The sequence below is a fragment of the Streptomyces adustus genome, from assembly GCF_009377175.1.
Taxonomy (GTDB): domain Bacteria; phylum Actinomycetota; class Actinomycetes; order Streptomycetales; family Streptomycetaceae; genus Streptomyces; species Streptomyces adustus.
The window spans coordinates 1-23,241 of the sequence record NZ_VJZD01000154.1 but is presented as its reverse complement, the minus strand read 5'-3'; the positions used below and the strand labels follow the sequence as shown (position 1 = coordinate 23,241).

The following is a 23,241-nucleotide window of genomic DNA, read 5'->3' as shown; positions in this document are numbered from 1 at the left end:
GCCGCGCGCCTGGACGAGCTGGCGCAGCCGACGGCCGCCGACGGTCTTCAGGCGCTGCTGGCCGACCGTGCGTCGTTCGAGGAGTTCGACGTCGACGCGGCCGCCGCGCGCGGGATGGCGTTCGAGCGCCTCGACCAGCTCGCCATGGACCACCTCCTCGGCACCCGCGGCTGAACACACGCGTGCCTGCGGGCACGTACACACGGCTGAACACACGCGCGCGTGCCTGAAGGCACGTACGCACGGCTGAACACACGCGCGCGTGCGTGTTCGCATGGCCTCGCCGTGACCGGCCCCCGCGCGGAATTGACCCGGAATCATACGGTCCACGACCTGATTCCGTGTCAACCTCCGTGCGGGGGTCGCGTCAGGCCCGGTACGGCGCGACCCTGGTCGGTATGGCCATACCGCCCGTACCGCCCGTACCGCCACAGCCGCCCGAGCCGCCGGGCGGCGGATTCGGACCGCCCTCCGGACCCGCCGGCCCCACTTACGGAGGCCACGAAGGGGGCTACTACGACCCCCCACCGGGAGGCGACAGCGGGTACGGCCCGCCGCCTCAGGGCCCAGGCGGGCCGGGGCGGCGCCGCAATCCGTTCCTCCTGCTGCTCGCGGCGGTCGTCGCCGTCGGGATCGTCGTCGCCGTCGTGTTCCTGATGACCTCCCGGAACGACGACTCACCCTCCCGGAAGTCACCCGCGGGGAGCGGTGCGAGCACCACCCCCGCGCCTTCCTTCAGCCTCCCGACGGAGCTGCCCAGCACCCTGCCGAGCGGGTTCCCCACCGAGCTGCCGACCGCACTTCCCACCGGACTGCCGACCGAGCTGCCGACCGGACTTCCCACCGAACTGCCCAGCGATCTGGCGTCCTTGCTCCCGTCGCTGGAGCCCTGACGGCGGCCGCGGACGACGGCGGCCACGGACGGCCGCGGGTCAGATGCCCCGCGGCAGCCGGACGTAGGTCACCGTCGTCTCGATACCGCTGTCGACCAGTCGGCCCTGCGCGTCGAAGGCGCCCGCGCCGTCCGTCATGCCGAAGTCGTTGTCGTTGATGAGGGCGAGCGTGTCGTGATCCACGCGCGCGACGCCTTCGATCTTCCCCGGTACACCGGCGACCTTGCCCAGGTCGACGACCAGCCGCTTGGCCGGCACCGGGACGCCCGCGGCCGCCGGGTCGTCGAGCTGCTCCAGGGACGGCGACGTCGTGTCGTCGTCCCAGACGCTCCCGAGAATGTTCTCCCTGCGGTCCAGACGGATCAGTTGCAGTCTGGCCGCCTTGTCGGTGCGCTCCTCGACCAGGAGCCGGTCGCCGCCGACGGCGACGACCGAGGAGATCTTGAGCTCGGAGGTGTCGTCCTCGCTCGGGTCGACCACGTCCACCGGGTCGAAGCGGTAGGCGTACTCGGCGGTGACCGCCCGCTTCTTGGTGGAGAAGCGCAGCAGCCGGGTGGTGCGCGAGGCGTTCCCGGCGTCCGCGTCCGGCAGGGACAACGGGCTCTGCAACGCCATCACCAGATCGCCGCAGGGCAGTTGGGCGAGTCCCTCGAAGCCACGGTTGATCTTCCGGTGCAGCAGCACGGCAGGCAGGGACTGGACCACCGGGTAGTCCGCACCGGTGAGCTCCAGCCCCTTGGGCACGTAGCGGACGAGCACCCGGCCGCGCGCGGAGACATGGACGAGGGAAGGACCGTACTCGTCGACCAGCCAGAAGCTGCCGTCCGCGGCGCGCACGATCCCCTCGGTGTCCAGCCCGTTCGGGTTGTAGGACAGGGGCGTCGTCGCGTCGTAGGAGTACGGGGCCTCGTCGCGTCCCGCCAGGTTGGACAGGCCCGTCACGGGCTTCCCGGACGACGTGGTGAGCGGGATGGCGTCGAGCACCTTCACGCTGTCGCCGGAGACGCGGATCTTCACGATCGCCGGGTCGAAGCCGGGGACCGGGAACGTGCGGCGCTTGGTGCCGCCCACCTTGATCTGGCCGTTGGGCCCACGGTCGGTGATCGTCCAGAACTCGCCCTTGCGGCCGGCCGGGTAGATGTCGCTGCCGATGCCGCCGAGGTCGACACCACGGTCGTCGTCCACGGTCCCGGGCAGCAGCCCGTTGCTGAACGTGCCGAGCGGAAGGTCGCCGAGCGTCGCCGTCCGGACGACGCGGGCGTCCTCGGAGGGCGCGCCCGCGGCCGGGCCCGCCGCCACGAGTGCGGCCAGTACGGCGAGGGGTACACCCGCTGCGACGGAACGTTGGACGCGGCGCCGGCCGGTGGCGAGCGGGGACATCGAGCCTCCTGAGGGGCAGGTCATGAAAAGCCGTCAGATGCGGTGCGAGATTGCCGAGTTGGGTCGTACGGACCAAGTGTGTTGACAGCGGACAGAGTTGGGCCCTTGATCGAACGTCGTACGACGGCCCGGTTAACGCAGGACGGCGGCCGCTTGGCGGACCGGCGCCAGGCCGCGCAGGGGCCCTGATCCCCGCGGTCGAGCGCGCGTCGGCCACGTCTCCGATGGAGCGCGCGGCGGGGAGGCGTATCGGCGGTGACCGCCGGGTCCGTCTGTCGGGTCCGCCTGTCGGGTCCGCCTGGAGGTGCGGCGGGCGGCGCTTCGGCGGGATGGCGGCGACCGTGGTGTGCTCGGCCTGGACCGCCCTAGAGTGTGATGCATATCACGTCACGGAGGGGCGGTTTTTCTCCCTCTCAGGGGCCCGTAAGGGTCGGGCGTCAGGGTCCTCTCAGGGGCGCGAGACGGAACCGCGGGGAGCGCGGGTCCGTTTTCACAGCAGAGAGCGGCAGGGGCCGCGAAGGAGGCGACGCACATGTCGAAGAACGCGAAGATCGCCGCGGGAGGGGTGGCGGCCGGTCTCATCCTGCTGATCTGGCTGCCCTGGTGGGCCGCACTGCTGATAGTCCTGGGAGTTCCCGCGGCCGCCTACCTCGCGCTGGACCCCTCGCAGCGGCGCAGGCTGCGCAGGGTCGGCCGCAAGGAGCTGGGGCGCTGACGCGTCCGTCTGCGTCCATGGGTCCGCGGACGGTTGACCGCGCGACGGGGCCGGTGCTGCCGCACCGACCCCGTCATCGATCGCTGCCGATCTCTGCCGACCTGCGCCGGCCGGTGCCGGTCGGCGGCACCGCAGTCCGGAGTCGCCGTCGGCCGGCCGTCGCGGCCGCTCCGGCTTCAGTTCGGGCGTACGGCCATCTTGTCGAGGGCTGCCAGCAGGCCGGGCAGCTCCGGCCCGCGTCCCACCGGCAGGACCTCGCCGGGTTCGTCGTCCAGCAGGACGAACGCGATGTCGTCGGTTCGCGCCACCAGCGACCAGCCCGGACCGTCGGCGCGCAGGGTCCGCGCCTCCCCCGATCCGAAGGAGGACCGCACCCGTCCCAGGGGCGGCGGCGAATCGATGTAGGCCCAGGCCTCCGCGAGGACGCGCCGGACCCCTCGGTGGCTGGGCTCCTTGGTAGCGGTCCTCCCGGGCTTGGCGGCCTTGTCGTCGGCCTCGGGCGCCCCCGTGCCCTCACCGGTGCCCGCGGGGGCTCCGGGGGCGTCACCGGCCCCCTCCGCCGCCGAGGCGCCGTCCGGGCCCGCGGCCGCCTCGGGATCCTTCGGGGAGGGGCTGAAGGCGTCGTCGTCGAGCTGCTCCCGCCATCGTGCCCAGTGCATGGCGATCTCGTCCGCGCCCAGGCGCCGCTGGGCCGGACCCCAGGCGCTCGTGTCCGGCGGGGACAGCGGCGGGCCGTCCCCGTCCTCCGGGGCCGGATCGTGCGGTGCCGGCACGCCGGGCGCCGCGACCGCCACCTCGAGGGGCCAGCCGGGCAGAGCGGCCACGACGGTCCGCTCCTCGGGCGACAGGTCGTACTCCATGCCGCAGTCCCAGGTCGCGATCGCGACGGCGACCAGCGACACATCGTCGATCGCGACCGTCCAGCGCGCTCCGCTGCCGTCCTGCCCCAGCACGAGGCCGTAGCCGTCGACGAGAGGGGCGAGGCCGAGGGCCGAGCAGGCCTCCGGGTAGTCGTCGCCCAGCACGCTCGGGAATTTCGCCGGCGTCAGCAGCAGCGCCGTGAGCACGTAGAGCGCGTCGTCCGCGGCGGCGACGGTGTCCTCGTCCGTCCCGGCCATCTCAGCCTCCCCATAGGTTCGTCCATCGGCGCGCACCCTAGTGTGCCCTGAAGCCGCTTGTCACGGCTCTCAGGCGCATGCGGAACTGCGGTTTTCCGTCGGGACGGGACGAATCGGCCACCTGCGGCCTGGGTCCCTCAGGCCGTCGGGAGCCCGAGAAGATCGCGTGCCACCGCGCCCGGCGACTCGTCGCGCTCCCGTGCGAGGGCGATGACGGCGCGGCACGCCAGCTCGCTCACCCCGAACGAGAGCGCCTCCGGCGACACCCAGCCCTGCGCCTCCGCGATCCGCTCCTGATCGTCCTCCGCGCAGGCCGCGACGTACACGGCGGCCGCCTCGAACAGGTTGTGCGTACGCCGCTTGCGGTCGGTCCCCGCCTCGGGCCGTCCCGAGCCGAGGATCCCCGTGCACGTCCTGCGGATCCGGTCGAACACGCGCACTCCGTCGAACACGCTGACCATCCTCCCCCTGTGCGCTCGCCCGGGGATCGGCCATCCCCTCGTTCCCAACGTAGAGTTGAAGTCCCGGCGGCAGAAGAGGGACGCCGCGGTGAAGCGGTTCGAGCGGATCCGGCGGCCGGACCCGTACCGGAGACGGCACCCGGACCCGTACCGCGGGCGGCACCCGGACTCGTACCGGAGATGGCACCCGGGCGCGTCAGCCGGCCGGTGCCTCCAGCGCCTCCAGTGTGCTTCGCAGCCAGGCGAGTTCGGCGCGGGAGGTGGCACGCGCGATGGTCAGGATGCCGCGTCTGAAGGGATCGTCCACCTCCTCGGCGCGCAGCGGGCGGTCGTCGGCGTAGAAGAAGCTCGCCGGTTCCTCCAGGAACGCCAGCCGGCGCCGCAGGACGGCCGACTGGGCGCCGGGGTCCTCCAGATGGCGCAGGAAGGCGAGCACCGTGAACCAGCGGTTCTCGTCGGTGATGTCGCGCTGGACGGGTTCGGCGAGCCGGTGGCGCAGTTCGCGCCTGCCCTCGTCGGTGAGCGTCAGGACGTGCCGTGGTGCCGCCACCGCGCCCGGCTGGGTGGCGCGGGCGAGCAGGCCGGCCTGTTCCATGCGCTTGATCGCGGGATACAGCGTGCTCTCGGCCACCGGCCGCACGTGTCCCGTCAGGGCGTTGATGCGTTTGCGCAGCTCATAGCCGTGCAACGGGGCGGCGTACAGGAATCCGAGGATGGCGAGCTCGAGCATGCCCGCATTCTCGCCCACCGGCGCGGCGCGTCCTGCGGAGTGCGTCCCGCTCATACATCGCCCTCGCTATACATCGTCACCGATGTATAGTCGGGCATGCGCCGAAGGACGGAGTCGGTGGCGGGTTCGGTGGCGAGTGACGAGCGGGGAGACGGGATGAGGCAGGCTGAGTTCGACGGCAAGGGCAACTGCGTCCGTTGGACGGAGACGCCGGGAGCGGAACCCGCGCGGGTGTACGTGCACGGCCTCGGCGCGACCTCGGCCGTCTACCACGCGCATGTCGCCGCCCGGCCCGAACTCGCGGGGCGGCGCAGTCTGTTCGTGGACCTGCCCGGACACGGCACCAGCGACCGGCCCGAGGACTTCGGCTACACGCTCGTGGACCACGCCGACGCCCTGGCCGCGGCGCTGGACGCCGCCGGTGTGACGGGCGCCGAACTCGTCGGGCACAGCATGGGCGGCTCCGTCGCCATCGTGCTCGCCCGGCGGCGGCCCGACCTCGTCTCCCGGCTGGTCCTCACCGAGGCCAACCTCGACGCCTTTCCGCCGGTCACGGCGGGGAGCAGCGGCATCGCCTCCTACGAGGAGGACGACTTCGTCGACGGCGGCCACGCGCGCGTGCTGGAGCGGGTCGGACCGCTGTGGGCGGCGACCATGCGGCTGGCGGACCCGCGCGCCCTGCACCGTTCCGCCGTGGGGCTCAGGAAGGGCTCGGATCCGGTGATGCGCACCGTCCTGGAAGGGCTGACGATCGAGCGCGTGTACGTGCAGGGCGAGCGGAGCGGGGAACTCGAGGGCAGGGAGGCCCTGGAGGCCGCGGGGGTGCGGGTGGTGACCGTGGCCGGCGCCGGCCACAACGTCATGTTCGACAACCCCGACGCGTTCGTCGCGGCGGTCGCGGGAGGCGGTCGGGATTGAGTCCCGCGGCAGGCCGCGGTCGCGTGCCTCAGCCCTCCCGGACCGCCAGGGCCAGGAACCGCGCGTCCTCGTCGACGTACGACGTCATGCGCCAGCCCGAGGCGGCCAGGAGCGGACGCAGCCGGGGTTCCGCGCGCAGGTCCTCCGGGGTGATCCGGCGACCCTGGCGTGCGGCCAGCGCCCTTCTGCCGATCGGATGGAACAGCGCCAGCGTGCCGCCGGGACGCACCACACGGGTCAACTCTTTGAGGTTCTCCTCGGGACGGGGCAGATGGGCGACGAGCCCCGCAGCGAACACCGCGTCCAGCGACCGCGAGCGCAACGGGAGCGCGGTGACGTCGGCGAGCAACAGCCGCCCGCTCCGGTCCTGTCCGGCCCGTGCCGCCGCCGCCAGCATGGCCGGCGTCAGATCGGCTCCGACGACCACTCCCGAGGCGCCCACGGCGGCCCGCAGCGGCCCCAGGGCGCGCCCGGTGCCACAGCCCGCGTCGAGCACGCGGTCCCCTGCGCGCAGGCCCAGAGCGGCGACGGCGGCCGCGTAGGCGGGGCCGTCGTCGGGGAACCGGGTGTCCCAGTCGGCCGCCCGGGCGGTGAAGAACTCCTGGACGTGCGTGTGATGGTCGCTCATGTTCCGCATGATCCCGCACCGACGGCAGGAACGTCTCGGCGCGCAGGTTCGGGCTTTCGACGATCGATCCGACGCATATATGCGTCATATTCCAGCAGCTTTCGAAATGCGCCCCCTCCGTGCTCCCGTGCCCCGACTAGCGTCCACCGGCCATGGGACACCTGGACCACGCCGGCTTCGGCTGGCTGACCCCCGTGCTGTCGTACGTGATGGCGTGCGCAGGCGCCGCGCTGGGACTGCGCTGCACCGTCCGCGCTCTCGGCGCCACCGGGCGCTCGCGTCGCAACTGGCTGCTCACCGCGGCATCGGCGATCGGTACCGGCATCTGGACGATGCACTTCGTGGCCATGCTCGGCTTCGGCGTCAGCGGCACGGACATCCGCTACGACGTGCCGCTCACCGTCCTCAGCCTCGTGGTCGCCATGATCGTCGTATCCGCCGGGGTCTTCGCCGTCGGCTACGGCCGCGGCCGCACCCGCGCGCTGCTCCTCGGCGGACTCACCACCGGGCTGGGCGTCGCGAGCATGCACTACCTCGGCATGGCGGCGATGCGGCTGCACGGCCGCGTGAGCTACGACCCGCCGCTCGTCGGGCTCTCCGTCCTGATCGCCGTCGTCGCGGCGACCGCGGCGCTGTGGGCGGCCCTCAACATCAAGTCGCCGGTCGCGGTCACCGTCGCCTCCCTCGTCATGGGAGCCGCCGTCAGCAGCATGCACTACACCGGGATGTTCGCCGTGAGCGTGCGCGTCACGCCCTCCGGCGCGGCCCTGCCCGGGGCCTCGGCGATGCAGTTCATCTTCCCCCTCGCCGTGGGCCTCGGGTCCTACCTCTTCCTGACCTCGGCCTTCGTCGCGCTGTCGCCGACGACGGGGGAGCGCGAGGCATCCGCCTCCGCCCAGCGCACGGTCGAGAGCGTCGCCCGCTAGCGGGCCTGCCGCGCCGGTGAATCCGCGCGCGCAAGGCCCACGACCACTTCCGAGCGAGGAGGCCATGCGTACACCCCGTAGGACCGCCCCGGCCGGCGCCGATACGCCGTCCCCGCCCCCGGCGCGCGGTCGTCGCGCACACGCCGGACCACCCGCCGACGAGGGCCCCGACGACTCCTCGGCCGCGCCGACGGGCGCCCCGAACGGGCGCGCGGGCCGCCGGCGGATGCGGCCGCGCACCGTCCGGGCCAAGATCGTCTGTCTGCTGATGGTGCCGGTCGTGTCACTGCTGGCGCTGTGGGCGTCCGCCACCGTCAGCACCGCTCAGGACGTCTCCAGGCTGCGGGAGTTGCAGCGGGTGGACGCCCAGGTCCGGGCCCCCGTCGCGGCCGCGGTGGCCGCCCTCCAGGCCGAGCGTGCCATGGCCGTGCGGTACGCGACCGAGCCCGCCCTCGCCTCCGGCGGCGACTACCGCGAGCTGGGTCGGCGCACCGACCGGGCCGTCGCGAAGCTGCGCCTCGGCGACCGCAACACCGTCGCCGACGGCCAGGAGATGCCCGCCGGGGTCGCCCGACGGCTGGAGGCGTTCGTCATGGGCTCGGAGGATCTGCGTTCCCTGCGGGCCGACGTGCTCGACGGCCGCGCCGGATGGGACGAGGCGTACCGGCGCTACACGGACAGCATCACCGCCGCCTTCCGTGTCGACGGAGCGCTCACCGGCATCCAGGACGCCGACCTCGGCTCGGACGCGCGCGTGCTGCTCGAATTCTCCCGAGCCGGCGAGGCGCTGGCCCAGGAGGACACGGTGCTCGCCGGCGCCCGCCTGGCCGGCACGCTCGACGGGGAGCGGCTGAGGCTGTTCACCGGGGCCGTCGACACCCGTCGCGCGCTCACCGAGTCGGCCGTCGTGGATCTGCGCGGCTCCGAACGCGACGCCTGGCAGAGGCTCGCCGAGAGCGGCGCCTACGCCGCCGTGGGGGCCGTCGAGGACCGGGTTCTGGCGAGCGGTTCCGGCCCGCGCGCGATCGACGCGGCACCCGACGCCATCTGGAACGACGCGTACACGCGCGTGCAGGGCGACATGCGCGCCATCGAGCAGGACGCCGCGCGCGCCGTCGCCGACCGGGCCGACCCGTTCACCCGCGGCCTGTTCACCTCGGCCGGTGCCGCGGTGCTTCTCGGGCTCGTCGCCGTCGCCGCGTCGCTGGTCATCTCGGTGCGCATCGGACGCGGGCTGGTCGTCGAACTGGTCAGCCTGCGCAACAGCGCGCTGGACATCGCCCGGCGCAAACTGCCCGAGACCATGCGCAGGCTGCACGCCGGCGAGGAGATCGACGTCCGGGCGGAGGCACCGCCCGGACCACCCGCGGAGGACGAGACCGGCCAGGTCGCCGAAGCCCTCGGCATCGTGCACCGGGCCGCGCTGCACGCCGCGGTGGAGCGCGCGGAACTGGCGAGCGGCATCTCCGGCGTGTTCGTCAACCTCGCGCGCCGCAGCCAGGTCCTCGTCCACCGCCAGCTCAGCCTCCTCGACAGCATGGAACGCAGGTCGGACGACCCCGACGAACTCGGCGACCTCTTCCGCCTCGACCACCTCACCACCCGGATGCGGCGCCACGCGGAGAGCCTGATCATCCTCTCCGGCGCGGCCCCCGGCCGGGCGTGGCGCATGCCGGTCCCCCTGACGAACGTGGTCCGTGCGGCCGTCTCCGAGATTGAGGACTACGCGCGCGTGGAGGTACGACAACTCCCCGAGGCGTCCGTCGCCGGCACCGCGGTGGCCGACCTCACCCATCTGCTGGCCGAGATCGTCGAGAACGCGGCCCAGTTCTCACCGCCGCACACACGCGTGCGCATCGTCGGCGAACCCGTCGGCAACGGTTACGTGATCGAGGTCGAGGACCGCGGACTCGGCATGGGCAAGGAGACGCTCGCCGAGGCCAACCGGCGCATCGCGCAGTCCGAAGCCCTGGATCTCTTCGACAGCGACCGGCTCGGCCTGTTCGTGGTCAGCCGACTCGCGGCGCGCCACGACATCAAGGTGCAGCTGCGCACCTCGCCCTACGGCGGCACCACCGCGGTCGTCCTGCTGCCCACCGCCCTGCTGCACGGCGGTGCGCCGGAACACTCTCCCCATGCGGCCGTGGAAGCGGAGCGCACCGTCGAACCACGTGCCTACGCGCGCGTGGCGGGCCCCGCCGCGCACCACGAAGCCGTACCCCCGGCCGCCGACCGACCCGCGCTGTCCGCCCCCGCACCGACCGCGACGGCCGACGGGACCCAGGACCCACCCCCCGGAGTCGCCACCTTGCGCCTGCACCGCCCCACGGACGACGCCGCGGGATCCGACGACCTCCCGCGCCGGGTACGGCAGGCGAGCCTCGCCCCCCAACTGCGCGAGCGGGCCGCCGAGGAGCCGGAGCAGCCCGCCGACCCGGGTAGCGACGACGGGCGCACACCGGAACTCGTACGCGACCGCATGACGGCCTTTCGCGCGGGGTGGACACGCGGCGGAGGCAGGCAACCCGGCCGTGGGGCCACCCCGGGCTCCGCACCGGGCAGCGACAGAGGCGAAGGAGACCCCGAATGATCCAGGACCCGAGCACGAGGCCCACCCGGCGATCCGGCGAACTCGACTGGCTGCTGGACGACCTGGTGACACGCGTGCGCGAAGTCAGACACGCCGTGGTGCTGTCCAACGACGGCCTCGCCGTGGGCGCGTCGACCGATCTGCGCAGGGAGGACGCCGAACACCTGGCCGCGGTCGCCTCCGGCTTCCACAGCCTGGCCAAGGGCGCGGGCAGGCACTTCGGCGTCGGCGGGGTTCGCCAGACGATGGTGGAGATGGACGACGGCTTCCTGTTCGTGGCCGCCGCGGGCGACGGCTCCTGCCTCGCCCTGCTGACTGCGGTGACCGCCGACATCGGCCTGGTGGCGTACGAGATGGCACGCCTGGTCAAGCGCGTCGGTGAGCACCTCGGCAGCGCGCCGCGGGCCACCGAGCGCCCGCCGGCCGGTGGCTGAGGCGAGGCCGGTGAGGATGACCGAAGGCAGGCGAGAGGCCCCGCACGAGCAGGGCAGCCAGTGGTACGACAACGAGGCCGGGCCCTTGGTGCGCCCGTACGCCATGACGGGAGGACGGACCAGATCCGGCCCCGCCGGGGTGCGCTTCGACCTGATCGCGCTCGTCACCCTGGATCCGGTGGCGCCCGGAGAGGACGATGTCGGTCTCGGTCCGGAGCACCGCTGCCTCGTCGACCTGTGCCGTCCGGAGACACAGTCCGTCGCCGAACTCGCGGCAGGCGCCGACCTGCCCGTCGGCGTCGTCCGCGTTCTCCTCGGCGACCTGCTGGAACTGGGCCGGGTCACCGTCAGCCGGCCGGTACCCCCGGCGCAGCTGCCCGACGAACGGATTCTGCGCGAAGTGATCGAAGGGCTGCGGGCACTGTAGAAGAACGTCCACCACCGTCCGGACCCGAATGGACGCGCACACCGCCGACTTCGGCAGTCCGGTGCACAGCGAACGTGCACAGATCAGCTCAATCGTTCCATAAACAGTCGAACGCCCCCTGAAGGGGGTGCAGTTGTCATGATGCTGACTTCGTGAACCCGCCCCGGAGCCACGGGCGGACCGTCCGCCGGGGCGCGCCGCACCCGAACGGACGGACGTCGGCCGTGGCCCGGCCTCCCGAGAGAAGTGATCGATGGTCTCCGAGCACTCCGAAGACATGGACGGCGACACGACCGCCCTGGCGTTGAAGATCCTGGTCGCCGGCGGGTTCGGCGTGGGCAAGACCACCCTGGTGGGCGCGGTCAGCGAGATCAGGCCGCTGCGCACCGAGGAACTGCTCAGCGAAGCCGGACAACTGGTGGACGACACCGGCGGAGTCGACCAGAAGGTCACCACGACCGTCGCGATGGACTTCGGGCGCATCACCATCCGCTCCGGCCTCTCCCTGTACCTGTTCGGCACCCCTGGCCAGGACCGCTTCTGGTTCCTGTGGGACGAACTGTCGCAGGGTGCACTCGGGGCCGTGGTCCTCGCGGACACCCGGCGGCTGGAGACCTGCTTTCCGGCCGTGGACTACTTCGAGCACCGCCACATCCCGTTCGTGGTGGCCGTCAACTGCTTCCCGCGCGCCCGGACCTACGACGCCCACGAGGTCTCGTCGGCGCTCGACCTCGACCAGGGAACGCCCGTCGTGCTGTGCGACGCCCGTGACCGCGACTCGGGGAAGGAAGTCCTGATCCGGCTCGTCGAGTACGCCGGGCGGATGCACACCGCCCGGCTGCTCGACTCGGTGGGCTGACGGCCGTCCTCTCCGGTCGATGCCGTCAGTCGGCGACGCCCTTCTCCGCCAGGACCTTCTCGACCGTGACCCGGACGAGGAGTTCACCCGGGACGCCGTTGCGGGCGCCGATCTCCTCGGCCCGGTCCTCGCCCATGTACCGGGCGCCGATACGCGTGGCCCAGTGCCGGACCTCGTCCAGTTCCTCCGAGAGCGCCGCACGCCCGTGCAGCACCACGAAGTCGAACGGCGGCCGGTCGTCGTCCACGCACAGCGCGACCCGGCCGTCCCTGGCCAGATTGCGCCCCTTCACGGTTCCCTTGCCGGTGTTGAACACGATCTCGTCCCCGTCCAGCAGGAACCAGATCGGCGCCACGTGCGGGCTCCCGTCGGCCCGAACGGTGCACAGCTTCCCCGTGCGCGTCCCGTACGAGACGAACGCCCGCCACTCGTCATCGGTCATCTTCTGTGCCATGTCCACATCCTCCTTGCCGGGCGCCCGCAGGTGGGGAAGGCTGGCGGAGAGATCCTCCGGTCAGGGGGAGACGTCGCACGGGGAGACCGGATCATGGCGCAGAACCAGGGACTCGGCTGGCTGCTGGACGACCTGACCGAGCGTGTCGAACACGTACGGCACGCCTTGGTGTTGTCCAACGACGGACTGGTGACAGCCGCGAGCACGGGACTACGACGGGAGGACTCGGAGCATCTGGCCGCCGTGTCGTCCGGACTGCACAGCCTGGCCAAGGGCTCGGGACGGCACTTCGGCGCGGGAGGGGTACGTCAGACGATGGTCGAGTTCGACGACGCCGTCCTGTTCGTCACCGCCGCGGGCACCGGCAGCTGCCTGAGTGTCCTCACCGGCGCGCAGGCCGACATCGGCCAGATCGCCTACGAGATGACACTCCTCGTCAACCGAGTCGGCGAACACCTCGGGCTGGACGCCCGCCAGCCCGAACGAACCCCGATCACAGACCTCTGACCTGCGGTTCTCATCCTCCGTCGAGTTATCCACAGGCTCGCCACGAGAAGCGCCGACGCGGCTACGGTTTTTCTCACGGCGAGCGCGCGCGGCGCGAGCCACCGACGCCACGGGGGAGACCACCATGTCCGGCCGCACGATTACGACATCACACGCCCCCACCGTCGCGACCAGCCGCGCCGCCCGGGAACTGGGACTCAGGCGGGGCGAGTTCGAACTCGCCGTGCGCCTCGGACGGGTCCGTACCGTGCCCGACGAAGGCGGCGGGGGAACGCGTCGCGTCGCACACGGCGAGATCGACCGGCTGCGTTCCGTGAAGGACTTCCCCGAGGGGCTGCGCGCCGGCGTCCAGGTCGTGGGAACCAGGGAGGGCGCGGCCCTCATGGACGTGACGGCCGCCCGCTTCACCCGCCTGGCACGCCTGGGCCTGGTGACCCCGGTGACGTTCTATCTCAACCGTTATCGCGCGGTGGTCTGGCAGTATCTCGCCGACGACATCCGGCAGTTCGCCGCCGCGGAGGAACACCGCGCACTGCTCAGCGGACGCGCCCCCGAAGCGCTGCGGGACCGACTGCGCGCGGGAGTGGACCTGCGGCCCCGCAACTGGCGGGAACGGCACCTGGAATTCCTGCTGCGGCAGGCCGAAGGGCCCTGGCAGCGCGCGGGCGCACTGGCCGCACTGCTCGCCCCCGACCAGATCGCCGAGACCGTCACGGATCCCGGAGACCGCGCCCGGGTCGACCGGTTCCGGCCGGACCCGCCCGCCCAGGGCACTCCCGGGTCACCTTCCGCGCAGATCGCCGAGACGATCGCCACGGCAGCCGAACCGGACGAGATCGGCCGGCTCAGGGCCGACCTGGCGCGCGCCGTCGAGCAGGCACGCCGGCACCGGCCCGGGCCACGCCCCGCACCCCACAGGACCGCGAACGCGGATCGCCCGGCCCCGCGGCGCGAAGCCCGAAGCGCCACGACGCACAGGCCGGACCGGCCCGAGCGGCCCGAGCGGACGCGCGGCTTCCTGAGTCGGCTGTGCCGCAGAAGCCCGTGACCTACAACGCCCGGAACAGACCCTCCTGGACGACGGACACCAGCAGGCGTCCCTCCAGGTCGTAGATCCGTCCGCGGGCCAGGCCCCGCCCGCCCGTGGCGATCGGCGACTCCTGGTCGTACAGGAACCACTCGTCCGCGCGGAACGGCCGGTGGAACCACATGGCGTGGTCCAGCGACGCCATGTCGAAGTTCCGCGCACCCCACAGAGGTTCGACCGGGATGCGCACTGCGTCCAGCAGGGTCATGTCGCTCGCGTACGTCAACGCGCACGTGTGCACCAGCGGATCGTCCCCGAGCGGACCGACCGCGCGCATCCACACCGCGCTGCGCGGCTCGGCGCCCTCGACGTCCTCGGCGTTCCAGCGCAGCCGGTCCACATACCGGATGTCGAAGGGCTGACGGCGCGCCATCCGCTCCAACTGCTCCGGCAGTGTTCCCAGATGCTCCCGGATCTCCTCCGCGACCGTCGGCAGGGACTCCGGTGCCGGCACCTTGCGGGCCGGCGGCAGCTGGTGCTCGAAGGGACCTTCCTCAGGCTTGTGAAAGGAGGCGGTGAGATTGAAGATCGTACGGCCCTGCTGCACGGCGGTGACCCGGCGGGTGGTGAACGACCGCCCGTCCCGGACCCGCTCGACCTGGTACACGATCGGCACGCCGGGACGGCCGGGGCGCAGGAAGTACGCGTGCAGCGAGTGCACCGGGCGCTCGCCGTCGGTGGTGCGCCCGGCGGCGACCAGCGCCTGGCCCGCCACCTGGCCGCCGAAGACCCGTTGCAGGGACTCCTGCGGGCTGCGGCCACGGAAGATGTTGACCTCGATCTGCTCCAGGTCGAGCAGGTCGACGAGTCTCTCGGCCGGATTCGTCATGGGTGGGATTCTCCTCGGCTCACAGCTGGCCGACGTCGGTGACACGGACGACGGCGCGGCCCTCGGCGTCCGAGGCCGCGAGGTCGATCTCGGCGCTGACGCCCCAGTCGTGGTCGCCGCGCGGGTCGTCGAAGATCTGCCGGACCCGCCACAGGCCGTGCTGCGGCTCCTCCTCGATCAGGAGCAGCTTGGGACCGCGGGCGTCCGGGCCGGTGCCCAGTTCCTCGTACTCGTCCCAGTACTTGTCCATCGCCTCGCCCCAGGCGTCGGCGTCCCAGCCGGCCTCGGCGTCCATCTCGCCCAGCTCCCCGACCTGGTCGAGAGCGGCGAGCTCGACGCGGCGGAACATGGCGTTGCGGACCAGGACACGGAAGGCCCGCGCGTTGGCGGTGACCGGCTTGACCTGGTCGGCCTTCTCCTGGGCCTCCTCGGCCGTCATCTCCTCCGGGTTCGCCAGCTGCTCCCACTCGTCCAGCAGGCTGGAGTCGACCTGGCGCACCATCTCGCCCAGCCAGGCGATCAGGTCCTCCAGATCCTCGGACTTCAGATCGTCCGGGATGTTGTGCTCCAGGGTCTTGTACGCGCCGGCCAGGTAGCGCAGCACGATGCCCTCGGTCCGCGCCAGCTCGTAGTGGGAGACCAACTCCGTGAAGGACATGGCCCGCTCGTACATGTCACGGATGACGGACTTCGGCGACAGCGGATGGTCGCCCACCCACGGGTGGCTCTTGCGGTAGGTGTTGTAGGCGTGGAAGAGCAGCTCCTCCAGCGGCTTCGGGTAGCCGATGTCCTGGAGCCGCTCCATGCGCTCCTCGTACTCGACCCCGTCCGCCTTCATCGCGGCGACGGCCTCGCCGCGCGCCTTGTTCTGCTGGGCGGCGAGGATCTGCCGCGGGTCGTCCAGGGTGGACTCCACGACCGACACCATGTCCAGCGCGTAGGACGGCGACTCCGGGTCCAGGAGTTCGAACGCGGCCAGCGCGAAGGTGGAGAGCGGCTGGTTGAGGGCGAAGTCCTGCTGGAGGTCGACCGTCAGACGCACGATGCGGCCCGTGGCGTCCGGCGTGTCGAGCTTCTCCACGATGCCGCCGTCCAGCAGGGAACGGTAGATCGCGATCGCGCGCCGGATGTGTCGGAGCTGCTGCTTGCGCGGCTCGTGGTTGTCCTCCAGGAGCCGGCGCATCGCCTCGAAGGCGTTGCCGGGCCGCGCGATCACCGACAGCAGCATCGTGTGCGTCACCCGGAAACGGGAGGTCAGCGGCTCCGGCTCGGAGGCGATGAGCTTGTCGAACGTGGTCTCGGCCCAGGCGACGAAGCCCTCGGGCGCCTTCTTGCGGACCACCTTCCGGCGCTTCTTGGGATCGTCACCCGCCTTGGCGAGCGCCTTCTCGTTCTCGATGACGTGCTCGGGCGCCTGCGCGACCACGAAGCCGGCCGTGTCGAAGCCGGCCCGCCCGGCCCGGCCCGCGATCTGGTGGAACTCCCGGGCCCGCAGCGTGCGCACGCGGTTGCCGTCGTACTTGGTCAGCGCCGTGAACAGCACGGTGCGGATGGGCACGTTTACACCGACGCCGAGCGTGTCCGTGCCGCAGATGACCTTCAACAGACCGGCCTGGGCGAGCTTCTCCACCAGGCGCCGGTACTTCGGCAGCATGCCGGCATGGTGGACGCCGATGCCGTGCCGCACGTAGCGGGAGAGGTTGCGGCCGAACTTGGTGGTGAAACGGAAGTTGCCGATCAGGTCGGCGATCCGCTCCTTCTCCTCCTTCGAGCACATGTTGATGCTCATCAGCGCCTGCGCGCGCTCCACGGCCTGCGCCTGGGTGAAGTGCACGATGTAGACCGGCGCCTGCCTGGTGTCCAGCAGGTCGGTGAGCGTCTCGGTGAGCGGGGTGTATCGGTACTCGTAGGAGAGCGGGACCGGGCGGTTGGCCGAGCGCACCACCGAGGTGGGCCGGCCGGTGCGCCGGGTCAGGTCCTTCTCGAAGAAGGAGACGTCGCCGAGGGTGGCCGACATCAGGACGAACTGCGCCTGCGGCAGTTCCAGCAGGGGGATCTGCCAGGCCCAGCCGCGGTCCCCTTCCGCGTAGAAGTGGAACTCGTCCATGACGACCTGGCCGACGTCGGCGTCCTTGCCGTCGCGCAGCGCGATCGACGCGAGGACCTCGGCGGTGCAGCAGATCACCGGCGCGTCCGCGTTGACGGAGGCGTCGCCGGTGAGCATGCCGACGTTCTCGGTGCCGAAGATCTTGCACAGCTCGAAGAACTTCTCCGAGACCAGCGCCTTGATCGGGGCGGTGTAGAACGTGACCTCGTCCCGGGCGAGCGCCGCGAAGTGCGCGCCCGCCGCGATCATGCTCTTGCCCGAACCGGTGGGCGTCGACACGATCACGTTGGCGCCGGAGACCACCTCGATCAACGCCTCCTCCTGGTGGGGGTAGAGCGTCAGACCGCGCTCCTGGGCCCACGACTCGAAGGCTTCGTAGAGGGCGTCGGGGTCTGCGGTCGGCGGCAGCTGATCGATGAGGGTCACGCACCCATATTGCCTGGCCTCGGGCCCGATGCGGGAATCGGATACCGAGCCGAAGATCATGACCGCTACGCTGTGTCGCCGACGGAGCGTCAACGCACCCGGTCAACTGGACAGCGGCACACGAGGAATAGGGCGGGCAACGGCCATGATGGGACCAGCACACTCACTGTCGGGCGCCGCCGCCTGGCTCGGCGTAGGGGCGGCGACCGCCGCGGCCGGGCATCCGATGCCCTGGCCGGTCGTGGTGGCCGGTGCGCTGATCTGCGCCGGTGCCGCTCTCGCTCCGGACCTCGACCACAAGGCCGCCACGATCTCCCGTGCCTTCGGCCCGGTCTCGCGCTGGCTCTGCGAGATCGTCGACAAGCTCTCCTACGCCGCCTACAAGTCCACCAGGAAGCCGGGCGACCCGCGTCGCTCCGGTGGGCACCGCACGCTCACCCACACCTGGCTGTGGGCGGTCATGATCGGCGCGGGCACCTCGGCGCTGGCGATAGCCGGCGGCCGCTGGGCGGTGCTGGCGATCCTCTTCGTGCACATGGTGCTGGCCATCGAGGGCCTGCTGTGGCGGGCCGCCCGCGGCTCCAGCAGCGACATCCTGGTGTGGCTGCTGGCCGCGACCACCGCGTGGATCGTCGCCGGAGTCCTGGACAAGCCCGGCAACGGCTCGGACTGGCTGTTCACCGCACCTGGCCAGGAGTATCTGTGGCTGGGTCTGCCGATCGTCCTCGGCGCCCTGGTGCACGACATCGGGGACGCCCTGACCGTCTCGGGCTGCCCGATACTCTGGCCGATCCCGCTGGGCCGCAAGCGCTGGTACCCCCTCGGCACCCCGAAGGTGATGCGCTTCCGGGCCGGCAGCTGGGTCGAGCTCAAGGTGCTGATGCCCGTCTTCATGGTGCTCGGCGGCGTGTGCGGCGCGGCGGCGCTCAACTACATCTGACGCGGCACGCACGCCTGACGCGGCACGCACGCCTGGGGCGGCACGCCCGTCCGGGGTGTGACGTCCGGCCGACGGAGGGGACACGCGCGTCGGGGGCGGCGGGCTCAGCCGGACAGGCTGTCCTCGTCGACGATGTGCATCGCGGCCTCCTCCGCGGAGGCGGCCGCACCGTCGATGCCGACGTCCGTGGCGACCAGCGCGCTCTCCTCGTCCTCGTGCGCCCCCTCGTCGGGGGCCACGAGCCTGCCGGAGCGCAGGGCGCCGACCTCGTTGTCGAGGGCTTCACCGTCGGTGCCCTCGACATCGCCGATGCCGTCGCTGTCGGAGACGTCGAGATCCGGCGTCTCCTCCGCCAGGCGCTGGTCCAGCGTCTGGCCGCGGTGCCGCTCGGCGGCGGTGACATCGGAGCGCTCCACCGCCCACGGCCGCTCGGGAGGGGACCAGCCCCGGTCGAGAGGGTCACCGACGCCGTCGTTCTCCAGGGTGTCTTCCACGTCGAGGAGTCCCGTGTCGGCCTGGACCTCGGATCCGTCGGGCTGGTAGACGTCGTCTCCCCATCCGTCGACGCTGTTCACGGGTACCTCCAGGTCATGGGAACGGGCCCGCTCGTACCGCGGTCGGCGATCGGCCGCCGCCGCACGGGGCGCAGGCTGCGCGCGGCACGCACCGAAGGATTCCCGGGTGCTTCCGGAACCTGTGCCGCTTTCCAGCGTTCCACCCGGGTTCGGGACTGCGCAACGCCAGAGCGCGAGGAGCCGCCCACCGTCGGCACCCGCACGGCCCTCCCGGACGGCCGAGAGAGCCGTCGCAGGCGCCCCCGCGAGAGTCCCCGGGAGCCCTGCCGCCCTGCGGAGTACCGCCGGTTTGCGCCCGGGGGGACAGGCCCCGCCGCAGCCGAACCCGCCCGGCACCGCCGAACCCGCCCGGCGGCCCCCGCCCAGGACGGGGCGAAGCCGCGGCGCGCCGACGGGGACACACCCGCCCGACGGCTCGGCGCCGACGCCAGGGCTGTGCGGCCGAGGGCACCCCGGACCTGCTCCGGGAGGCCGGCCACGGCCGACACCGGCCCCGGCCGGCCGGCCCGTGCGTCCGCCCGCCCGGCGCCTTCGGCTCCCTCAGCCGTGCCAGGACCGCCACAGCGCCGCGTACGCGCCGTCCGCCGCGACCAGCTCGTCATGGCTGCCCAGCTCGCTGATGCGGCCGTTCTCCACCACCGCGATGACGTCCGCGTCGTGGGCCGTGTGCAGACGGTGGGCGATGGCGATCACCGTACGGCCGTCGAGCACGCGGGCCAGGGAACGCTCCAGGTGGCGTGCTGCCCGCGGGTCGAGCAGCGAGGTCGCCTCGTCCAGGACCAGGGTGTGCGGGTCGGCCAGCACCAGCCGGGCCAGTGCGATCTGCTGGGCCTGGGCCGGGGTGAGCGCGAGCCCGCCCGAGCCGACCTCGGTGTCCAGACCGTCGTCGAGGGCGCGCGCCCAGCCGTCCGCGTCGACCGCGCCGAGCGCGGCCCACAGCTCGGCGTCGACCGCGTGGGTCCGGGCGAGCAGCAGGTTGTCACGCAGGGAACCCACGAACACGTGGTGCTCCTGGTTGACCAGGGCCACGTGCGAGCGGACCCGCTCGGCCGGCATCCGGGACAGCTCGGCGCCCCCGAGGGCGACGCGGCCCGTCCGGGGCGCGTAGATCCCGGCGAGCAGCCTTCCCAGGGTGGACTTGCCCGCACCGGAGGGGCCGACCAGCGCCAGCCGGGTCCCTGGTGCGACCGCGAGCGAGACCTCGCGCAGTACGTCCACCCCCGCGCGGTAGCCGAAGTGCACCCGGTCCGCGTGGACGTCGCGCCCCTCGGGGGACACCGACTCGTCCCCGGCCTCGGGCTCGATGTCGCGCACTCCGACCAGCCTCGCGAGCGACACCTGGGCCACCTGCAACTCGTCGTACCAGCGCAGGATCAGGTTGACCGGGTCGACCAGCATCTGCGCGATCAAGGCGCTCGTGGTCATCTGGCCGATCCCGATCCAGCCCTGGAGGACGAACACCCCGCCGATCAGCACGACGGAGGCGAGCACGGTCGCATGCGTGACGGTGACGACCGGGAAGAGCACGGAGCGCAGCCAGAGCGTGTAGCGCTCCCAGGCGGTCCACTCCCTGATGCGGCGGTCCGACTGCTCGATACGACGGGCCCCGAGGCGGTGCGCCTCGACGGTGCGTCCGGCGTCCACGGTCTCGGCGAGAGCGGCGGCGACGGCCGCGTACCCGGCGGCTTCGGAACGGTACCCGGAGGGTGCTCGTCGGAAGTACCAGCGGCAGCCGACGATCAGCACCGGCGCGGCGAGCAGCACGGCAGGGGCCAGCGGCGGCGCGGTGACGACGAGCCCGCCGAGCAGCAGCACCGTCCACATCACGCCGATCGCGAGCTGCGGCACGGCCTCGCGCATGGCGTTGCCCAGCCGGTCGATGTCCGTGGTGATCCGGGAGAGCAGATCGCCCGTGCCCGCCCGCTCCAGGACACCCGGCGGCAGGCCCACCGACCGCACGAGGAAGTCCTCGCGCAGGTCGGCCAGCATCCGCTCGCCGAGCACCGCGCCCCGCAGCCGCACCTGCCGCACGAACACGGCCTGGACGACCAGGGCGATCACGAACAGGGCGGCGGTGCGCTCCAGATGGAGTTCCCGCGCGTGGTCCGACACGCGCTCGACCAGGCCGCCCAGCAGCCAGGGACCGACCATCGAGGTGATCACCGCGACCGTGTTGACCGCGATGAGCATCAGGAAGGCGGGGCGGTGCCGACGGAACAGTTCGGCCACGTAGGCGCGTACGGTCGCCGGGGCGCCGACGGGCAGGGTGTTCGCCGTCGTCGGGGCCGCCGGGTCGTACGCCGGTGGCGCCACGCCGATCATGCGGTCTCCTCGATCTCTTCCAGGGCGCCCCGGAAGGCGCCGTCGTCATCGGCCTCGGTGGCTCCGGCGGTCCCGGCCGCCGTGATCGGCGCGGCCTCCGACGGTGTCTCCGGACCGGTGGCCGAGGCGGGCTCGTCCTGCGTCTCCCGTGTCACCACAGCCCGGTACCGGGGCTCCGTGAGCACCAGCTCCCGGTGCTCGCCGACCGCCGCGACCTCGCCCTCGTGCACGAGGACGACCCGGTCGGCGCGGTCCAGGAGCAGCGGTGAGGAGGTGAAGACCACCGTCGTGCGGCCCGTTCGCAGCCGGCTGACGCCCTCCGCGATCCGAGCCTCGGTGTGCGAGTCGACGGCGGAGGTCGGCTCGTCCAGGACGAGCACCTCCGGGTCCGTGATCAGCGACCGGGCCAGCGCGAGCCGTTGGCGCTGGCCGCCCGAGAGGGACCGTCCGCGCTCGGTGATGCGGGCGTCCAGCGGGTCCTCGGCGTCGAGCGAGCCCTGCACGAGGGCCTCCAGGACGTCCTCGCACTGTGCGGCCGCCAGGGCCGCCCGCGGTTCGACGTCACCGGAGGCGGGGACGTCGAGCAGTTCGCGCAGTGTGCCGGAGAGCAGCACGGGGTCCTTGTCCTGGACGAGGACGGCTGCCCGCGCTGCGTCGAGCGGCAGTTCGTCCAGCGGTACACCGCCGAGCAGCACGGAGGTGGTGCCTGCCTCCGCGGGATGCCCGCCGAGCCGTTCGGCGAGCCGTCCCGCCGCGTCCGGGTCGCCGCAGACCACCGCGGTGAGCCGGCCGACCGGGGCGAACAGTCCGGTGTCCGGGTCGTACAGGTCTCCTGACGGCACGTCGGCCGGGCGCGAGCCCTCGGTGTCGGTGGACCGCTCCAGCGACAGCACGCCCGCGGCCCGCCGGGCCGAGGGCCGCGAGAAGGAGTAGGCCATCGCGATCTCTTCGAAGTGACGAAGAGGGTAGGTGAGCACCATGACCGAGCTGTAGACCGTGACGAGTTCGCCGACGGAGATCCGGCCCTCGCGGGCCAGCTGGACGCCGTACCAGACGACCGCGATCAGCAGCAGGCCCGGCAGCAGGACCTGGATCGCCGAGATCAGGGACCACATCCGGGCACTGCGCACGGCGGCGTGGCGGACGTCCTGCGAGGCGCGGCGGTATCGGTCGAGGAACAGGTCCTCGCCGCCGATGCCGCGCAGCACGCGCAGCCCGGCGACGGTGTCCGAGGCCAGCTCGGTGGCGCGTCCGGCCTTCTGGCGCTGGAGGTCGGCCCGTCTGGTCGCGCGCGGCAGCAACGGCAGCGCGGCGAGGGCCAGTACGGGCAGTCCCACGGCGACGACCAGGCCGAGCGCGGGCTGGTAGACGACCAGACCCACGCAGACCAGGACGACGGTCAGCGCGGCGGCGGTGAAGCGGGAGACGGCCTCCACGAACCAGCCGATCTTCTCGACGTCGCCCGTGGAGACCGCCACCACCTCGCCGGCGGCGACCCGGCGGGTCAGCGCGGAGCCCAACTGCGTCGCCTTGCGGGCCAGTAGCTGCTGCACGCGGGCCGCCGCCGTGATCCAGTTGGTGACCGCGGCCCGGTGCAGGAAGGTGTCGCCGACGGCGATGCCCACGCAGCACAGGGCCATCAGCCCGCCGGCGAGGGCCAGTCGGGTGCCGGAGCGGTCGACGACGGCCTGGACGGCGTAGCCGACGCAGAAGGGCTGGGCGGAGACGGCTGTGAAGTGCAGCAGGCCCCAGGCCATCGACCGGATCTGGCCGCCCAGCTGGTTCCGGCCGAGCCACCACAGGAACCGGGAGCCCGAACGTACGTCGGGCACGCCCGGGTCGGGATACGGAAGGTCTTGAATCTGCATGACGTCCAACTGGCTCGTGTCAGGGGGTGGACGGGGAGGGGGGAAGG

22 protein-coding genes and 1 pseudogene are annotated in these 23,241 nt (G+C 72.4%); 12 read left to right on the top strand and 11 right to left on the bottom strand.

The window, feature by feature from the left end:
- Both FNH09_RS30200 and FNH09_RS47805 read left to right on the top strand, forming a co-directional pair.
- Positions 1-174: pseudogene (locus FNH09_RS30200) on the top strand (xylose isomerase); the annotation flags it as partial.
- Between the two features lie 224 nt (positions 175-398).
- On the top strand, positions 399-893 hold the full coding sequence (locus FNH09_RS47805; RefSeq protein WP_202919778.1) for a hypothetical protein: 495 nt from the start codon (positions 399-401) through the stop codon (positions 891-893).
- A 39-nt stretch (positions 894-932) separates the two neighbouring features.
- Here FNH09_RS47805 and FNH09_RS30190 read toward each other — a convergent pair whose 3' ends face one another.
- Positions 933-2,273, bottom strand: coding sequence for an esterase-like activity of phytase family protein (locus tag FNH09_RS30190; protein ID WP_152893079.1), 1,341 nt, complete (start codon positions 2,271-2,273; stop codon positions 933-935).
- 532 nt (positions 2,274-2,805) lie between these two features.
- Here FNH09_RS30190 and FNH09_RS30185 point away from each other — a divergent pair.
- Positions 2,806-2,988, top strand: a complete 183-nt coding sequence (locus FNH09_RS30185; protein WP_129796572.1) for a hypothetical protein — start codon at positions 2,806-2,808, stop codon at positions 2,986-2,988.
- A 176-nt stretch (positions 2,989-3,164) separates the two neighbouring features.
- Here the strand turns inward: FNH09_RS30185 and FNH09_RS30180 are convergent, their stop codons facing one another.
- From FNH09_RS30180 to FNH09_RS30170, 3 genes are all read right to left on the bottom strand, one after another.
- On the bottom strand, positions 3,165-4,106 hold the full coding sequence (locus FNH09_RS30180) for a hypothetical protein (RefSeq protein ID WP_152893078.1): 942 nt from the start codon (positions 4,104-4,106) through the stop codon (positions 3,165-3,167).
- A 137-nt stretch (positions 4,107-4,243) separates the two neighbouring features.
- Positions 4,244-4,540: a hypothetical protein gene (locus FNH09_RS30175; RefSeq protein ID WP_162469323.1), complete on the bottom strand. Its 297-nt coding sequence runs from the start codon at positions 4,538-4,540 to the stop codon at positions 4,244-4,246.
- Positions 4,541-4,763: 223 nt separating this feature from the next.
- The gene (locus FNH09_RS30170) at positions 4,764-5,297 is read right to left on the bottom strand and encodes a PadR family transcriptional regulator (protein ID WP_152893076.1); all 534 of its coding nucleotides are present in this window, start codon (positions 5,295-5,297) and stop codon (positions 4,764-4,766) included.
- A gap of 156 nt (positions 5,298-5,453) precedes the next feature.
- On the opposite strand from FNH09_RS30170, the gene FNH09_RS30165 reads away from it, so the two are divergent.
- Positions 5,454-6,215 carry an alpha/beta fold hydrolase gene (locus FNH09_RS30165; RefSeq protein ID WP_152893075.1) on the top strand — a complete coding sequence of 254 codons (762 nt, stop codon included), beginning with the start codon at positions 5,454-5,456 and terminating at the stop codon, positions 6,213-6,215.
- A gap of 28 nt (positions 6,216-6,243) precedes the next feature.
- On the opposite strand, the gene FNH09_RS30160 is transcribed toward FNH09_RS30165, so the two are convergent.
- Positions 6,244-6,843 carry a class I SAM-dependent methyltransferase gene (locus FNH09_RS30160; RefSeq protein WP_152893074.1) on the bottom strand — a complete coding sequence of 200 codons (600 nt, stop codon included), beginning with the start codon at positions 6,841-6,843 and terminating at the stop codon, positions 6,244-6,246.
- 152 nt (positions 6,844-6,995) lie between these two features.
- On the opposite strand from FNH09_RS30160, the gene FNH09_RS30155 reads away from it, so the two are divergent.
- The 5 genes from FNH09_RS30155 (at position 6,996) to FNH09_RS30135 (ending at position 12,079) form a co-directional block, all read left to right on the top strand.
- Entirely contained in the window at positions 6,996-7,769 is a 774-nt protein-coding gene (locus tag FNH09_RS30155; protein WP_152893073.1) for an MHYT domain-containing protein, read from the top strand.
- Between the two features lie 64 nt (positions 7,770-7,833).
- Positions 7,834-10,359 (top strand): sensor histidine kinase, encoded by a 2,526-nt coding sequence (locus FNH09_RS30150; RefSeq protein ID WP_152893072.1) that lies wholly within the window; start codon positions 7,834-7,836, stop codon positions 10,357-10,359.
- Positions 10,356-10,793: a roadblock/LC7 domain-containing protein gene (locus tag FNH09_RS30145; protein WP_152893071.1), complete on the top strand. Its 438-nt coding sequence runs from the start codon at positions 10,356-10,358 to the stop codon at positions 10,791-10,793. The genes FNH09_RS30150 and FNH09_RS30145 overlap by 4 nt, the downstream gene beginning before the upstream one ends.
- A 16-nt stretch (positions 10,794-10,809) precedes the next feature.
- Positions 10,810-11,220 carry a DUF742 domain-containing protein gene (locus FNH09_RS30140; RefSeq protein WP_152893081.1) on the top strand — a complete coding sequence of 137 codons (411 nt, stop codon included), beginning with the start codon at positions 10,810-10,812 and terminating at the stop codon, positions 11,218-11,220.
- Between the two features lie 253 nt (positions 11,221-11,473).
- Positions 11,474-12,079 carry a GTP-binding protein gene (locus FNH09_RS30135; RefSeq protein ID WP_152893070.1) on the top strand — a complete coding sequence of 202 codons (606 nt, stop codon included), beginning with the start codon at positions 11,474-11,476 and terminating at the stop codon, positions 12,077-12,079.
- A 25-nt stretch (positions 12,080-12,104) separates the two neighbouring features.
- On the opposite strand, the gene FNH09_RS30130 is transcribed toward FNH09_RS30135, so the two are convergent.
- Positions 12,105-12,533: a PPOX class F420-dependent oxidoreductase gene (locus tag FNH09_RS30130; RefSeq protein WP_152893069.1), complete on the bottom strand. Its 429-nt coding sequence runs from the start codon at positions 12,531-12,533 to the stop codon at positions 12,105-12,107.
- Between the two features lie 93 nt (positions 12,534-12,626).
- Between FNH09_RS30130 and FNH09_RS30125 the strand changes: the two genes are divergently transcribed.
- Positions 12,627-13,040 carry a roadblock/LC7 domain-containing protein gene (locus tag FNH09_RS30125; RefSeq protein WP_152893068.1) on the top strand — a complete coding sequence of 138 codons (414 nt, stop codon included), beginning with the start codon at positions 12,627-12,629 and terminating at the stop codon, positions 13,038-13,040.
- 124 nt (positions 13,041-13,164) lie between these two features.
- Entirely contained in the window at positions 13,165-14,088 is a 924-nt protein-coding gene (locus FNH09_RS30120; protein WP_152893067.1) for a DUF6397 family protein, read from the top strand.
- A 1-nt stretch (position 14,089) separates the two neighbouring features.
- On the opposite strand, the gene FNH09_RS30115 is transcribed toward FNH09_RS30120, so the two are convergent.
- Together FNH09_RS30115 and FNH09_RS30110 are read right to left on the bottom strand one after the other, a co-directional pair.
- A complete protein-coding gene (locus FNH09_RS30115) occupies positions 14,090-14,956 on the bottom strand; it encodes an acyl-CoA thioesterase (protein ID WP_152893066.1) in 867 nt (288 codons plus the stop codon).
- 19 nt (positions 14,957-14,975) lie between these two features.
- Positions 14,976-17,489: a DUF3516 domain-containing protein gene (locus FNH09_RS30110; protein ID WP_162469322.1), complete on the bottom strand. Its 2,514-nt coding sequence runs from the start codon at positions 17,487-17,489 to the stop codon at positions 14,976-14,978.
- A 145-nt stretch (positions 17,490-17,634) separates the two neighbouring features.
- On the opposite strand from FNH09_RS30110, the gene FNH09_RS30105 reads away from it, so the two are divergent.
- Positions 17,635-18,429 carry a metal-dependent hydrolase gene (locus tag FNH09_RS30105; RefSeq protein WP_152893064.1) on the top strand — a complete coding sequence of 265 codons (795 nt, stop codon included), beginning with the start codon at positions 17,635-17,637 and terminating at the stop codon, positions 18,427-18,429.
- 104 nt (positions 18,430-18,533) lie between these two features.
- Here FNH09_RS30105 and FNH09_RS30100 read toward each other — a convergent pair whose 3' ends face one another.
- The 3 genes from FNH09_RS30100 to FNH09_RS30090 form a co-directional block, all read right to left on the bottom strand.
- Entirely contained in the window at positions 18,534-19,004 is a 471-nt protein-coding gene (locus FNH09_RS30100) for a DUF5709 domain-containing protein (RefSeq protein ID WP_162469321.1), read from the bottom strand.
- 540 nt (positions 19,005-19,544) lie between these two features.
- Positions 19,545-21,326 carry an ABC transporter ATP-binding protein gene (locus FNH09_RS30095; RefSeq protein WP_152893063.1) on the bottom strand — a complete coding sequence of 594 codons (1,782 nt, stop codon included), beginning with the start codon at positions 21,324-21,326 and terminating at the stop codon, positions 19,545-19,547.
- Entirely contained in the window at positions 21,323-23,194 is a 1,872-nt protein-coding gene (locus FNH09_RS30090) for an ABC transporter ATP-binding protein (RefSeq protein WP_152893062.1), read from the bottom strand. The genes FNH09_RS30095 and FNH09_RS30090 overlap by 4 nt, the downstream gene beginning before the upstream one ends.
- Positions 23,195-23,241 lie beyond the last annotated feature (47 nt).